The organism is Georgenia sp. H159, assembly GCF_035607575.1.
GTDB lineage: Bacteria > Actinomycetota > Actinomycetes > Actinomycetales > Actinomycetaceae > Oceanitalea.
This window is the reverse complement of the sequence record NZ_JAYDZY010000003.1, coordinates 227,991-240,941: the sequence shown is the minus strand read 5'-3', so window position 1 is coordinate 240,941 and position 12,951 is coordinate 227,991. Positions and strand designations below refer to the sequence as shown.

Sequence of the window (12,951 nt, the reverse complement as noted above, 5' to 3'; positions counted from 1 at the left end):
AGACGGCGGTGGGCCCGGGTGCCGGTCGTCTAGGCTCGGTCGTCGTGAGCGACAAGCAGGGCACGCTGTGGCAGGACGGTCCGTGGGAGCACCGGTTCGTCGCGGCCAACGGCGCCCGTTTCCACGTCGTGCTCGCCGGGCCCGAGGCCGGCGAGCTCGTCGTGCTGCTCCACGGTTTCCCCCAGTTCTGGTGGGCGTGGCGGGCCCAGATCACCGCACTGGCGCAGGCCGGCTACCGAGTGGCGGCGATGGACCTCCGCGGCTTCGGCGGCTCGGACAAGCCGCCCACGGGACACTCCACCCCGGTGCTCACCGCGGACGTCGGTGGCGTCGTGCGCTCGCTGGGACGCGAGCGTGCCGTCGTCGTCGGGCACGACTTCGGCGGGACGCTCGCCTGGTCCATGCCCGTCCTGGAACCGCGGGTGACGCGCGCCGTCGCTGTCCTCGCCGCGCCCCACCCCGTCCCGCTGCTCCGACCGGACAACCACCTCTCCGCCCGCGCGCGGGCCTTCCTCACCCGGATCCAGGTCCCGTGGTTCCCGGAGCGGGCGCTGCGCCGCGGGGACCTCGTCGCTCGGGTGCTCACGGACGCGTCCGCGCCGGGGCGCAAGGTCCCCGCCGAGGAGCTGCACGCCTACCAGTCCGTCATGCGGATGCCCTCCGTGGCCCACACGAGCCTCGAGCACCTCCGCTGGCTGGTGCGCTCGACGCCGCGGCCTGACGGGCGTCGCTACCTCGCTGCGATGGCGAGCCCGGTGTCGGTGCCCGTCCTCAGCGTCCAGGGAGGCGCCGACCGGTTCACACCGCCGCGTGCCTTCGCGGCGGACGCGGCCCACGTCCACAGCCCGCTGCGGACCGCCGTCGTCCCCGGTGCCGGCCACCTCCTGCCGGAGGAGGCTCCCGACGCCGTCAGCGAGCTGCTCCTCGAGTTCCTCGCCTCGCTGCGGGACTGAGCCCCGCCTCACGCGCCCCGGTCCGGACGGCGCACCAGCTCCTGCGCGGCCTCTGGGTCGGTCACGCCCGCGCCGTAGCTCGGGCACAGCTCGGCGAGCACACAGGCACCGCAGGCCGGCGTGCGGGCGTGACAGACCCGGCGCCCGTGGAAGATCAGCCGGTGGCACAGCATGGTCCACCGCTCCTCGGGGACCAGGGCGGCGATCTCCCGCTCCACCTTCACGGCGTCCTTGCTGGTGCTCCAGCCCAGCCGCCGCGCCAGCCGCCCCACGTGGGTGTCGACGGTGATGCCGGGGACGTCGAAGGCGTTGCCCAGGACGACGTTCGCCGTCTTGCGCCCGACACCGGGCAGGCGCACGAGCGCGTCGAGGTCGGCGGGCACCCGCCCCCCGTGGTCCGCGACCAGGGCGGCCGCCAGCCCGCGGAGGGACGTCGCCTTGGCACGGAAGAACCCGAGCGGATGCAGCACCTCCTCGAGCTCGGCCTGGCCGGCCCCCGCGAGGTCCGTCGGGCCGGGCCAGCGCCGGAACAGCTCCGGGGTGACCGCGTTGACCCGGACGTCGGTGGTCTGCGCGGACAGCACGGTGGCCACGAGCAGCTCGAAGGGGGAGGTGAAGTCGAGCTCGCACCGGGCGTCGGGCCACTGCGCAGCGAGGAGGTCGTCGACCTCGGTGGCGGGGGCCGGGCCCCGCCCGTCGAGCCGTTCGTCGGTGCTCACCGCGCCAGGTTACGGGCGACTGCCCGCCCCGGGTGGCAGGATGGGCGCCATGGGCCCCCGGCCCGGCCCGCACCTCGACAGATGGGATGTCACCGTGGACGACTCCGCGATCAGCTCCGTGCCCCTCTTTGCCTCCCTCGACGAGGACGCCCGTGCGGCGCTCCGCGAGGCCATGCACGAGGTCCACCTGCGCCGCGGGGAGACCCTCTTCCACGAGGGGGACCCCGGCGACCGTCTCTTCCTCGTCATCGAGGGCAAGATCAAGCTCGGGCACCGCTCGGCCGACGGGCGGGAGAACCTCCTGGCGATCCTCGGCCCGGGAGAGCTGCTCGGTGAGCTCACCCTCTTCGAGCCGGGTGAGCGGACGGCGACGGCGACCGCCGTGGCCACCAGCGGCCTGCTGGAGCTCCAGCACGACCCGTTCATGCACCTGCTCGACACCCGGCCGGAGCTCGGCAAGCACATGCTGCGGGCCCTGGCGCAGCGGCTGCGGCGCACCAACGAGGCACTGGCCGACCTCGTCTTCTCCGACGTCCCGGGCCGGGTCGCCAAGGCGCTGCTCGACCTGTCCGTGCGCTTCGGTGAGCAGACCCCCGACGGGCTGCGGGTCGCCCACGACCTCACCCAGGAGGAGCTCGCCCAGCTCGTCGGCGCCTCCCGGGAGACCGTCAACAAGTCGCTGGCGGACTTCATCTCCCGCGGCTGGATCCGCCTGGAGGGCCGGGCCGTGCAGATCCTGGACCTCGAGCGCCTCAAGCGCCGCGCCCGCTGACCTTCCCGGGCGCGACGCCGTCGACGATCAGCTCACCGCGACGACGAGCTCGATCTCGACCGGGGCGTCCAGCGGCAGGGCAGCGACGCCGACGGCGCTGCGTGCGTGGAGGCCCGCCTCGCCGAAGACGTCCCCGAGCAGGTTGGACGCCCCGTTGACGACGGCGGGCTGGCCGGTGAACGACGGGTCGCTCGCCACGTAGCCGACGACCTTGACGATCTTGACGACGGCGTCGAGGTTCCCGACCTTCGCGGCGATGGCCGCCAGCCCGTTGAGTGCCGCCACGCGGGCGAGCTCGGTGGCCTGCTCCGGCGTCACGAGGCCCGGCCCCTCCCCGACCTTCCCGGTGAACGGCAGGGCGCCGTCCACCATCGGCAGCTGTCCCGAGGTCCACACGAGGTCCCCGTGACGCACCGCCGGCACGTACGTCGCCACCGGTGGCACCACCGTGGGCAGCGAGAGACCGAGCTCGTGGAGGCGCCCGGAGACGCTCATGCCTTCTCGCGCTTGAGGTAGGCGACCGGGTTCTGCGTCGGGCCCGGCACCACCTGGACGAGCTCCCACCCGTCGGCTCCCCACTGGTCGAGGATCGCCTTGGTGTTGTGGATGAGCAGTGGAATCGTCGCGTACTCCCAAGTGGTCATGCGGCCATCCTAGGCCTGGCGCATCTTGGCAAGAATGCGGGGCGCGCGGTCGACCCGCAGCTCGGCGATGACGTCGTCGTCCTCGTCCTTGAGCCGTTCCGTCCAGGACTCCACCTCGGGGTAGCGCCGGAGCAGCGCGCGCCGCTCGCGCTCGGTCAGCCCGCCCCACACCCCGAACGTCACGTGCGCGTCAAGAGCGTCTGCGAGGCACTCCATGCGCACCGGGCACCGGAAGCACAGCTCCCGGGCCGAGCGCTGTGCGGCACCCCGGACGAACAGCTCGTCCGGCTCGATCTGACGGCACGCTGCCCGCGCCGCCCACGTCTGGTCCCCGTGGGTACCCATGTCCTACCTCCTGCGTTCCACGGCATCATTGCCGCTGTCGTGTGTCCCGACCGTAGGTGTCTTAGCCGGAACTAGGAAGGTCGATGGTCGAACCGTGACCTTTACGAGATTTTCACACTCTTCGCCGCAGATGTCTACGAAGACTTTTTCGGTGCAATTCCGGCGTGAACTCGCCCACGGGGGCGGCTGCCGCGCGGGGGCGCACCGTACGCTAGGGGGATGGCCTCACGTCCCTCCTCACGTGGACGCGCCGTGCGTCCGGTCCAGCTCGTCGCCATGATGGTCGCCTTCCTGCTCATCGCCGTCACCGGCGGTGTGCTGACGGCCGGCCTGCTGCTGCCCGCGGTCGGGTCCGTCGGCGCGGTCGGCAACGCGACGACCGACCTCTTCGACGACATCCCCACCGAGCTGCAGATCGACCAGCCCTCCGAGCAGAGCGTCATGCTCGACGCCGAGGGCAACGTGCTGGCGACCTTCTTCGCGGAGAACCGTGTCGTCGTCGGCTTCGACGAGATCTCCCAGCACATGAAGGACGCCGTCGTCGCCGTCGAGGACCGCCGCTTCTACGAGCACGGCGGCGTCGACCCCGAGGGCATCCTGCGCGCCACGGTGCGCAACATCGGCGGGGACGACCTCGAGGGCGCCTCCACGCTCACCCAGCAGTACGTGAAGAACGTCCAGATCGAGGAGAGCCGGGTCCAGAACGACCCGGAGCTCTACGCGGCAGCGACGGAGACGTCCATCGCCCGCAAGCTCCGCGAGGCCCGGTACGCCATCGCCCTCGAGCAGGTGCGGACCAAGGACGAGATCCTCACCGGCTACCTCAACATCGCCCAGTTCGGGCCCTCCCAGTGGGGCGTCGAGGCCGCCGCCCACCACTACTTCAACAAGACCGCCGCCGACCTCACCATCGCGGAGTCGGCGCTGCTCGCACGCATCACCCAGAACCCGGCCCAGTGGGACCCGGTGCGGAACCCGGAGAACGCCGAGCGGGGGCGCAACGTCGTCCTCGGCACCATGCTGGGCCAGGGCTTCATCACGCAGGCGGAGTACGACGAGGCCGTCGCCATCCCGGTCGCGGAGATGCTGAACGTCCAGGACACCCCGCGTGGCTGCGCCGTCGCCGGCAACGCCGCCTACTACTGCCAGTACGTCGTCAACGAGATCCTCCTCAACGACGCCTACGGGGAGAGCGTCCAGGACCGTCGCCAGCTGCTCAACCGCGGCGGCCTGACGATCCACACGACGCTCGACCCGGCCAAGCAGCAGGCGGCGTTCGAGTCGGTCACCGGCTCGGTCCCGGTCGACGACCCGTCGGGCATCTCGATGGCGCTGTCCTCGATCGAGCCGGGCACCGGGCGCATCTTCGCGATGGCGCAGAACACCCGCTACGGCGTCGCCTCCGAGGCGGACCCGCGCGCCACCCAGGTGAACTACAACGTGGGCCAGTCCCACGGTGGTGGGTCCGGGTTCCAGTCCGGTTCGACGTTCAAGGTCTTCACCCTCGTCCAGTGGCTGCGCGACGGTCGCTCCCTCATGGAGCGGGTCAACTCGGCCAACCGTGTCTTCCCGCGCGACAGCTGGACGATCTCCTGCGGAGACTTCCGCCCCGCCGGGGACTACGAGCCGAAGAACCTCGAGGGTTTCGGCGGCGGCATCGAGACGGTCCTCGAGGCCACCCGGACCTCGATCAACACCTCCTTCGTCGTCATGGGCCAGCAGCTGGACCTGTGCGACATCACCAGCACCGCCGCGGACATGGGGGTGCGCACCGGCTCCGGCGAGCCGCTGCAGAGCAACCCCGCGATGATCCTCGGGTCCAACACGGTCACCCCCCTGTCGATGGCCAACGCCTACGCGACGCTCGCCGCGGGGGGCGTCCAGTGCGAGCCCGTCGCCATCACGCGGATGGTCGACCGCAACGGCGAGGAGATCCCCGTCCCGCCGTCGGACTGCCAGCGGGTGCTCGAGGAGGACGTCGTCAACGCGACGAACCACGCCCTCCAGGCGGTCATGGGCCCCGAGTGGGACTCCACCGGCTCCACGGCACGCATCCCTCCCCGCCCGTCGGCCGGCAAGACCGGGACCGCGAACGACGACATGCACGCCTGGTTCGTCGGCTTCGTCCCGCAGATGGCCACTGCCGTGTGGATGGGCCACGCGAACGCCGACGAGACGATGGGCGACGAGGTCATCAACGGCGTGTGGCGCGAGCGCGTCTACGGTGGTCTCATCGCGGCCCCGACGTGGAAGGCATACATGCTCCGGGCGACCGAGGGCATGCCGATCGAGAACTTCCCGGACGCGACGCAGCGCTACATCCAGGGTGAGCGGCTGCGCGTGCCGAGCATCGGCGGCCAGACCGTGGAGGACGCCCAGCGCACGCTCGAGGAGGCCGGCTTCAACGTCCGCATGGGCTACGCCGTCGACTCCGGCTGGCCCGTGGGCCTCGCCGTGGCCACCACTCCCAGCGCCGGAAGCTCGGCGGGACGCGGCGAGACCGTGACGATCTACACCAGCGGTGGCCGCGACGCCTCCCGCACCGAGCGGGGTTCCGGGTCCGCGGACGGCGGCGGCGGGCAGGCCGACGCCGGCAACGGTGGCGACAGCGGTAGCGGTGGCGACAGCGGGAGCGGCTGGGAAGGCCGCGACCGGGACGACGACTGACGGTGGCGGTCGCACGCCTCGCGGGCGCCGTCGCGCTCTCCGCCGTCGGGGGACTGACGTGGGCCGTGGCGGAGACGCGCATGTTCACCGTGCGCACCCACACGGTCGCCGCGCTGCCACCGGGCAGCACCCCGCTGCGGGTCCTGCACGTCTCGGACCTCCACCTCACCCCCGGCCAGCGGCTCAAGCAGGAGTGGGTCCGGCAGCTCGTCGAGCTGGAGCCGGACCTCGTCGTCTCCACCGGTGACAACCTGGCGCACGACGACGCCGTGCCCTCGGTGCGGCGCGCGCTCGGCCCGCTGCTCGAGCTCCCGGGCGTGTTCGTCCTCGGGTCCAACGACTACTACGCGCCGCAGGCGAAGAACCCCGCGCGGTACCTCCTGCCCTCCTCCCGGCGCGACGAGAGCACCGTCGAGGCGCAGCCGCTGCCCACCGACGACCTCGTCGCCGTCCTGTCCTCCGGGGGGTGGCTCGACCTCACCAACGCACGCGGCCGCCTCGAGGTCGCGGGCCACCACGTGTCCTTCGTGGGCGTCGACGACCCCCACCTCGACCGTGACCGCATGCCGCCGCCCGGCGACCGGGAGGCCTTCCACGTCGGCGTCACCCACGCTCCCTACACGCGGGTGCTGGACGCCATGCACGAGGACGGCGCCGCGATGATCATCGCGGGCCACACCCACGGCGGGCAGCTGCGGGTCCCCGGTTACGGGGCCCTGGTGACCAACTCCGACCTCGACACGGCCCGGGCCCGCGGCCTCCACGGCTGGCCGGGCCCGCGCCCGGACGAGCCCGGAGGCGCCGGCTCGGCGTGGCTCAACGTCTCCGCCGGCATGGGCACCTCCCCCTACGCGCCGGTGCGGTTCGCCTGCCGGCCCGAGGTGAGCCTGCTCCAGCTCATGCCCCGCCAGTAGCGATCCTGGTCACACGCACGGCAGGCGGTTTCACTCCTGAGCCACTGCTCCGCTAAACTGATCGGGCTTCACCGGGGTGTGGCGCAGCTTGGTAGCGCGCCTCGTTCGGGACGAGGAGGTCGTGGGTTCGAATCCCGCCACCCCGACACCAGCGAAGGCCCGGGACCACTACGGTCCCGGGCCTTCGTCGTCGTCGTGGAGAGGACTCGTCAGCCGCCTTCTGCCGGCCAGCCGTTGGGGCGGCAGCCGTCGAGGCCGAGGGTCTGCTGGAGCATGATGGGGGCGACGGCACCCGGGGCGGGGCAGCCCACGTGCGGGTTGCCGAGCACGTGCCCCACCTCGTGGTTGACGAGGTAGTGGCGGTACTCGGTCACCGAGCCGCCCGCGGCGAGAAACGCCTCGGCGCCCTGGGCCCAGCGCTCCGCGTTGAGGACCGCGAAGCCCACCCGTCCGCACGAGACCCTGCCGCCGGTGTCGACGGGAGCACACAGCTCGTCCGTCGTCGTCGGCGAGGCGAGGGTGATGTCGATGTCCGCCTCCCCCTCCGTCCGGGCGAAGGCGACGGAGCCGTCGTGGCCCCACCCCCGGGGGTCGTTGAGGGTGTCCATCACCTGACGGGCGAACTCCCGGCCGTCCGCGCCCAGCCCGACCTCGACCTCGACCCGGACGGTGGCGACGCGCTCGGCGTCGTGGGGAGCGTCCTGCGTGCCGCGGACCGTCCGCAGCTCCCCGCCCGCGTCTCGGGGCACGTCGGTGGACAGCAGCCCGCCCTGCTCGCGGACGAAGTCGAGGCTCGGGGCCTTGACGGGGCGCGCCCGCCAGCCCTCACCGACGACGTCGGGAGGGCTCCACCCACCGGGGGGCTCGGGGACCTTCCAGGGGTCGACGACGTCGCTGGACCCCGGTCGACCGGGGTCCAGCGGGAGCTCGAGCGCCCCGGCGGCGCCGGCCAGGACCACCAGGCCGCCGACCGCCGGCACGACCCACCACGCGCGTCTCATCTCACCTCAAGCAGACTGTGGCGGCGCCGCCGTCCGGCGGCCCGCCGACCCTCGACGTGCTGCCGTGCGCAGCCGTCAGGCCTGCTGCTCGGCCTGCGCCTCGGCGACCTTCGCGCGGACCTCCTCCATGTCCAGGCCCTTGACCTGGCCGATGAGCTGCTCGAGCTGCGGGCCCGGCAGCGCACCGGCCTGCGAGAACACGAGGACACCCTCGCGGAAGGCCATGAGCGTCGGGATCGCGGTGATGCCTGCCTCCGCGGCGAGCTGCTGCTCGGCCTCCGTGTCGACCTTGGCGAAGACGACGTCGGAGTGCTTCTCCGAGGCCTTCTCGTAGACCGGGGCGAAGCTCTTGCAGGGACCACACCAGTCGGCCCAGAAGTCGATGAGCACGATGTCGTTGTCGGTGATGGTCTGCTCAAGCGTGCTTGCGGTCACGTCCGTGGTTGCCATGCTCACTCCTGTTGATGGGTTGTAGACGGGTCAACACCCCGCACCTACAACTATTCCGGGTTTGATCCCGGCCGCACGACGGCGACCTACCCTGGGGACATGTCGAGGCTGTCACGCCCCCGCCGCCCCCGCATGCGCGGCGCGCGGACCGACCTCGGGTGGCCCCCACCCGTGTGGGAGCAGCGCTTCCGAGCCGGCGAGGTCGACGTCCCCGAGTGGGCCCGCGACGACCCGGACCGCGCGTGCGTCGTGGCGACCGTCGACGGTCGACCGCAGGTGCACTCCTGGCAGCCGAGCACCGGTCGGCTCGTCACCGCGACCGACCGCCCTGCGGGGACGCTCGACGCGCTCATCGACCCCTCGGGACGCTGGCTGTGGTGGTTCGACGACACCGACGGTGACGAGTACGGCACCTGGCGGCGTCAGCCCTTCGGCTCGCCGCCGGGCTGGCGGGCGGAGGACCCGCTGGGGCTCGCTCCGGCGTACTCCGCCGGTCTTCACCTGGCGCGCGACGGCACGGCCGTGGTCGGCCGCAGCGACCCCGCGTACGGGACGACGATCCACCAGGTCTTCCTCGGGCCGATCGCCGCGACGTCGGCACCGGTGCTCATTTACGCGGGCCGGCACGACGCCGAGGCGTCCGCGCTCAGCGACGACGGCAACGTGCTGGCCGTCGGGCACGCCGAGCACGGCGACGCCCGCCACCCGGCGCTGCGAGTCGTCGCGGCCGACACCGGCGCACCGCTCGCCGAGCTGGCCGACGGCCCCGGGCGGGGCCTGTGGGCGCTCGAGTTCGCCCCGCTCGCCGGCGACACCCGGTTGCTCGTCCTCCACGAACGCACCGGCATGGCCCGCGCAGCGGTGTGGGACGTCCTCAGCGGGGCGTGGCGCGAGCTCGCGCTGGATGTCGACGGTGAGGTGGCCGACGCCGTCTGGTACCCGTCGGGGGACGCCGTCCTGCTCGCGGTCGACCACCGCGCCCGCACCCGCCTCTACCGCCACGACCTGCGGACCGGGCACAGCGCCGTCGTCGGCCCGGCCGACGGGACGGTCGACGGAGCGACGGCCCGCCCGGACGGCGAGGTCTGGTACTCGTGGTCCTCGGCCGCCGAGCCGCCGAGTGTGCGGACCACACGCACCGGGGAGGTGCTCGTGGCGCCCGTGGGGCCCCGACCCCGCCCCTCGGCACCGGTGAGAGACGTCCACGTGCCCGGACCGGCCGGCACGATCCACGCCCTGCTCCGGGCGCCTGCAGGCGCCGACGGCCCTCACCCGGTCCTCGTCGACGTCCACGGTGGCCCTGCGGACCACCGGACGGACTCCTTCTCCCCCGCCCTGGCCGCCTGGGTGGACCACGGCTTCGCGGTTCTCAGCGTGAACTTCCGCGGCTCCACCGGCTACGGCAGCCGGTGGCGCGACGCGATCGAGGGGCAGGTCGGGCTCGCCGAGCTCGAGGACGTCGCGGCGGTGCACGAGCACCTCGTGACCGACGGCACCCTCGACCCGGACCGCTCGGTGCTCGCCGGCGCGTCCTGGGGCGGGTACCTCACGCTCCTCGGGCTGGGGACCCAGCCGGACCGGTGGGCGCTCGGGCTGGCCGACGTGCCGGTGGCGGACTACCGCGCGGCGTACGAGGACGAGACGGCTCAGCTGCAGGCCTTCGACCGGGCCCTGTTCGGGGGCAGCCCGGACGAGGTGCCCGAGGTCTACGAGGCGGCCAGTCCGATCACCTACGTGGACGCCGTGCGGGCGCCGGTGCTGCTCCTCGCCGGGCTGAACGACCCGCGCTGCCCGCTCCGGCAGGTCCAGAGGTACGCGGACGCGCTGCATGAGCGCGGCGGAACGGTCGAGCTCTACCAGTACGGCGGCGGGCACGGGTCGCACGTCGCCGAGGAGCGGGTGCGGCAGATGCGTCTCCAGCTCGACTTCGTCCGCCGCCACCTCCAGGAGCGCGGCGCCCCCTGACGACGAGAGCTGAATGGTGTGCGACGTCGGCGCACACCATTCAGCTCTCGGCGGGTGCTGGGCGACTAGCTCGTGAGAATGCGCTGGGCGAGCAGCTCGGCGATCTGGATGGTGTTGAGCGCGGCGCCCTTGCGCAGGTTGTCCCCGGCGACGAAGAGCGCAAGGCCGCGTCCGCCGTCGACGGTCGAGTCCTGCCGGATACGCCCGACGAAGGTCGCGTCCTCACCGGCGGCCATGAGCGGCGTCGGGACGTCGGCGAGCTGGACCCCCGGTGCGTCACGCAGGAGCTCCCGGGCGCGCTCGGCCGAGATGGGACGGTCGAACTCGGCGTTGACCGACAGCGCGTGGCCGGTGAAGACCGGGACACGGACGCAGGTGCCGGAGACCGCGAGCTCGGGCAGCCCGAGGATCTTGCGGGACTCGTTCCGCAGCTTCTGCTCCTCGTCGGTCTCCTCGCTGCCGTCGTCGACGAGGTTGCCGGCGAGGGCGACGACGTCGAAGGCGATGGGAGCGACGTAGGTCTGCGGCTCGGGGAAGTCGACCGCTGCGCCGTCGTGCACGAGCGCCGTCGGGTCCTGCTCGACGGCCGCCCGCACCTGCGTGTCGAGCTCCCGCACCCCGGCGAGCCCGGAGCCGGAGACCGCCTGGTAGGTCGAGACGATGAGACGCCGCAGCCCGGCCTCCTCATGGAGCACCTTGAGCGTCGGCATCGCGGCCATCGTCGTGCAGTTCGGGTTGGCGACGATCCCGCTGGGGATGTCCTCGAGGGCCTGGGGGTTGACCTCGGAGACGACGAGCGGCACCTGCGGGTCCTTGCGCCACGCCGAGGAGTTGTCCACGACGAGTGCGCCGGCCGCCGCGAACCGCGGGGCGTGCTCCTTGGAGGTCGCCCCGCCGGCGGAGAACACGGCGACGTCGATACCGGCCGGGTCGGCCGTGGCGACGTCCTCGACGACGACGTCCTCGCCCCGCCACGGCAGGGTGGTGCCCGCCGAACGCGCGGAGGCGAAGTACCGGATGGAGGCGACCGGGAAGTCGCGCTCGTCGAGGAGCCGGCGCATGACGGCGCCGACCTGCCCGGTCGCGCCGACGACCGCGAGGTTGATACCGGTGCGTGCCTGCTCGCTCATCGTCCCGTCCCCCCGTAGACCACGGCCTCGGACTCGTCGCTGTCCAGCTCGAAGGCGGTGTGGATGGCACGCACGGCGTTCTCGAGGTCCTCCACCCGGGTGACGACGGAGATACGGATCTCCGAGGTGGAGATCATCTCGATGTTGATGCCGGCGTCGAACAGCGCACCGAAGAGCTTGGCGGACACCCCGGGGTGGGAGCGCATGCCGGCACCGACCAGGGAGACCTTGCCGATCTGGTCGTCGTAGCGCAGGTCGGCGTAGCCGAGGTCCTCCGCGGCAGCCCGCAGCGCGGCGAGCGTCGACGGGCCGTCGGCCTCCGGCAGTGTGAAGGAGATGTCGGTGAGCCCCGTCGCCTCGGAGGAGACGTTCTGGACGATCATGTCGACGTTCGCGCCCGCCCCGGCGATGACGTTGAACAGACGCGCGGCGGCACCGGGGACGTCGGGGACGCCGATGACGGTGATCTTGCCTTCACTGCGGTCGTGGGCGACCCCGGCGATGATCGGGTCTTCCATGGTCTTCTCCTCGGTCTGGGAGTCGTCGGTGCGGATCCAGGTGCCTACCTTGTTGGAGAAGGAGGACCGCACGTGGATGGGCACCCCGTAGCGGCGGGCGTACTCCACCGCGCGCAGGTGCAGGATCTTGGCGCCGTGCGCCGCCATCTCCAGCGTTTCCTCACTGGTGATGTCGGTGATCTGGCGCGCCGTGGGGACGATGCGGGGGTCGGCCGTGAAGAGGCCGTCGACGTCGGTGTAGATCTCGCAGACGCTCGCGTCGAGCGCGGCGGCGAGTGCGACGGCGGTGGTGTCCGAGCCACCGCGACCGAGGGTGGTGACGTCCATGGTCTCGGTGACGCCCTGGAACCCCGCGACGATCGCGACGCCGCCGTCCTGGATGGTCCGGGCGATCCGCTCCGGAACGACCCCGACGATCGAGGCCTTGCCGTAGGCGGCGTCGGTGAGGACACCGGCCTGCTGCCCGGTGTACGAACGGGCGGGCACACCGAGCTCGGTGATGGCCATGGCGAGCAGCGACATCGAGATGCGTTCACCGGCGGTCAGCAGGATGTCGAGCTCACGCTCGGCCGGTGTCTCGGTGACCGATGCGGCGAGCTCGAGCAGCTCGTCGGTGGTGTCGCCCATGGCTGACACGACAACGACGACGTCGTTGCCGGCCTCCTTGGTCTCTACGATCCGTTTCGCGACGCGCTTGATACTGGCGGCGTCGGCGACGGACGAACCGCCGAACTTCTGTACGACAAGGGGCACGAGGGAAGCTCCGCTGGTTGGGAACAGGAGCCGGCCGCGAAGGCGCGGCCCCGAGAACGCAGAACAGTGTAGGCCCATCTCGGATGGTGGGCCCAGAGCTGTCCGCTCCGTGGGAGGCCC

General features: G+C 72.4%; 13 protein-coding genes and 1 tRNA gene. 6 read left to right on the top strand and 8 right to left on the bottom strand.

Annotation, left to right across the window (positions count from 1 at the left end):
* Window positions 1-44: 44 nt before the first annotated feature.
* Window positions 45-953, top strand: coding sequence for an alpha/beta hydrolase (locus tag VR894_RS05705; RefSeq protein ID WP_324650372.1), 909 nt, complete (start codon window positions 45-47; stop codon window positions 951-953).
* A gap of 8 nt (window positions 954-961) precedes the next feature.
* On the opposite strand, the gene nth is transcribed toward VR894_RS05705, so the two are convergent.
* On the bottom strand, window positions 962-1,672 hold the full coding sequence (nth, locus tag VR894_RS05700) for an endonuclease III (RefSeq protein ID WP_324650371.1): 711 nt from the start codon (window positions 1,670-1,672) through the stop codon (window positions 962-964).
* A 49-nt stretch (window positions 1,673-1,721) separates the two neighbouring features.
* On the opposite strand from nth, the gene VR894_RS05695 reads away from it, so the two are divergent.
* Window positions 1,722-2,444 (top strand): Crp/Fnr family transcriptional regulator, encoded by a 723-nt coding sequence (locus VR894_RS05695; protein ID WP_324650370.1) that lies wholly within the window; start codon window positions 1,722-1,724, stop codon window positions 2,442-2,444.
* Window positions 2,445-2,471: 27 nt separating this feature from the next.
* Here the strand turns inward: VR894_RS05695 and VR894_RS05690 are convergent, their stop codons facing one another.
* Genes VR894_RS05690 through VR894_RS05680 form a run of 3 tightly spaced genes read right to left on the bottom strand, consistent with a single transcriptional unit; the run spans window position 2,472 to window position 3,433 of the window.
* Window positions 2,472-2,939, bottom strand: a complete 468-nt coding sequence (locus tag VR894_RS05690; protein ID WP_324650369.1) for a RidA family protein — start codon at window positions 2,937-2,939, stop codon at window positions 2,472-2,474.
* Window positions 2,936-3,088 carry a DUF4177 domain-containing protein gene (locus tag VR894_RS05685; RefSeq protein WP_324650368.1) on the bottom strand — a complete coding sequence of 51 codons (153 nt, stop codon included), beginning with the start codon at window positions 3,086-3,088 and terminating at the stop codon, window positions 2,936-2,938. Before VR894_RS05685 ends, VR894_RS05690 begins: the two co-directional genes overlap by 4 nt.
* Window positions 3,089-3,097: 9 nt before the next feature.
* Complete coding sequence (locus tag VR894_RS05680) at window positions 3,098-3,433, bottom strand: WhiB family transcriptional regulator (RefSeq protein ID WP_324650367.1); 336 nt, start codon at window positions 3,431-3,433, stop codon at window positions 3,098-3,100.
* Window positions 3,434-3,652: 219 nt separating this feature from the next.
* Here VR894_RS05680 and VR894_RS05675 point away from each other — a divergent pair, with 219 nt between their 5' ends.
* The 3 genes from VR894_RS05675 (at window position 3,653) to VR894_RS05665 (ending at window position 7,160) form a co-directional block, all read left to right on the top strand.
* Entirely contained in the window at window positions 3,653-6,100 is a 2,448-nt protein-coding gene (locus VR894_RS05675; protein WP_324650366.1) for a penicillin-binding protein, read from the top strand.
* Window positions 6,097-7,014 carry a metallophosphoesterase gene (locus VR894_RS05670; RefSeq protein ID WP_416380821.1) on the top strand — a complete coding sequence of 306 codons (918 nt, stop codon included), beginning with the start codon at window positions 6,097-6,099 and terminating at the stop codon, window positions 7,012-7,014. Before VR894_RS05675 ends, VR894_RS05670 begins: the two co-directional genes overlap by 4 nt.
* Before the next feature lie 72 nt (window positions 7,015-7,086).
* Window positions 7,087-7,160: transfer RNA gene (locus VR894_RS05665), tRNA-Pro, on the top strand.
* Window positions 7,161-7,223: 63 nt separating this feature from the next.
* Here the strand turns inward: VR894_RS05665 and VR894_RS05660 are convergent.
* Window positions 7,224-8,015: a DUF3152 domain-containing protein gene (locus tag VR894_RS05660; protein WP_324650364.1), complete on the bottom strand. Its 792-nt coding sequence runs from the start codon at window positions 8,013-8,015 to the stop codon at window positions 7,224-7,226.
* Window positions 8,016-8,090: 75 nt separating this feature from the next.
* A complete protein-coding gene (gene trxA / locus VR894_RS05655) occupies window positions 8,091-8,465 on the bottom strand; it encodes a thioredoxin (RefSeq protein ID WP_324650363.1) in 375 nt (124 codons plus the stop codon).
* A gap of 99 nt (window positions 8,466-8,564) precedes the next feature.
* Between trxA and VR894_RS05650 the strand changes: the two genes are divergently transcribed.
* Window positions 8,565-10,430, top strand: coding sequence for a prolyl oligopeptidase family serine peptidase (locus VR894_RS05650; RefSeq protein WP_324650362.1), 1,866 nt, complete (start codon window positions 8,565-8,567; stop codon window positions 10,428-10,430).
* Between the two features lie 65 nt (window positions 10,431-10,495).
* Here VR894_RS05650 and VR894_RS05645 read toward each other — a convergent pair whose 3' ends face one another.
* Both VR894_RS05645 and VR894_RS05640 read right to left on the bottom strand, forming a co-directional pair.
* Window positions 10,496-11,560, bottom strand: coding sequence for an aspartate-semialdehyde dehydrogenase (locus tag VR894_RS05645; protein ID WP_324650361.1), 1,065 nt, complete (start codon window positions 11,558-11,560; stop codon window positions 10,496-10,498).
* Complete coding sequence (locus tag VR894_RS05640) at window positions 11,557-12,831, bottom strand: aspartate kinase (protein ID WP_324650360.1); 1,275 nt, start codon at window positions 12,829-12,831, stop codon at window positions 11,557-11,559. Before VR894_RS05640 ends, VR894_RS05645 begins: the two co-directional genes overlap by 4 nt.
* Window positions 12,832-12,951 lie beyond the last annotated feature (120 nt).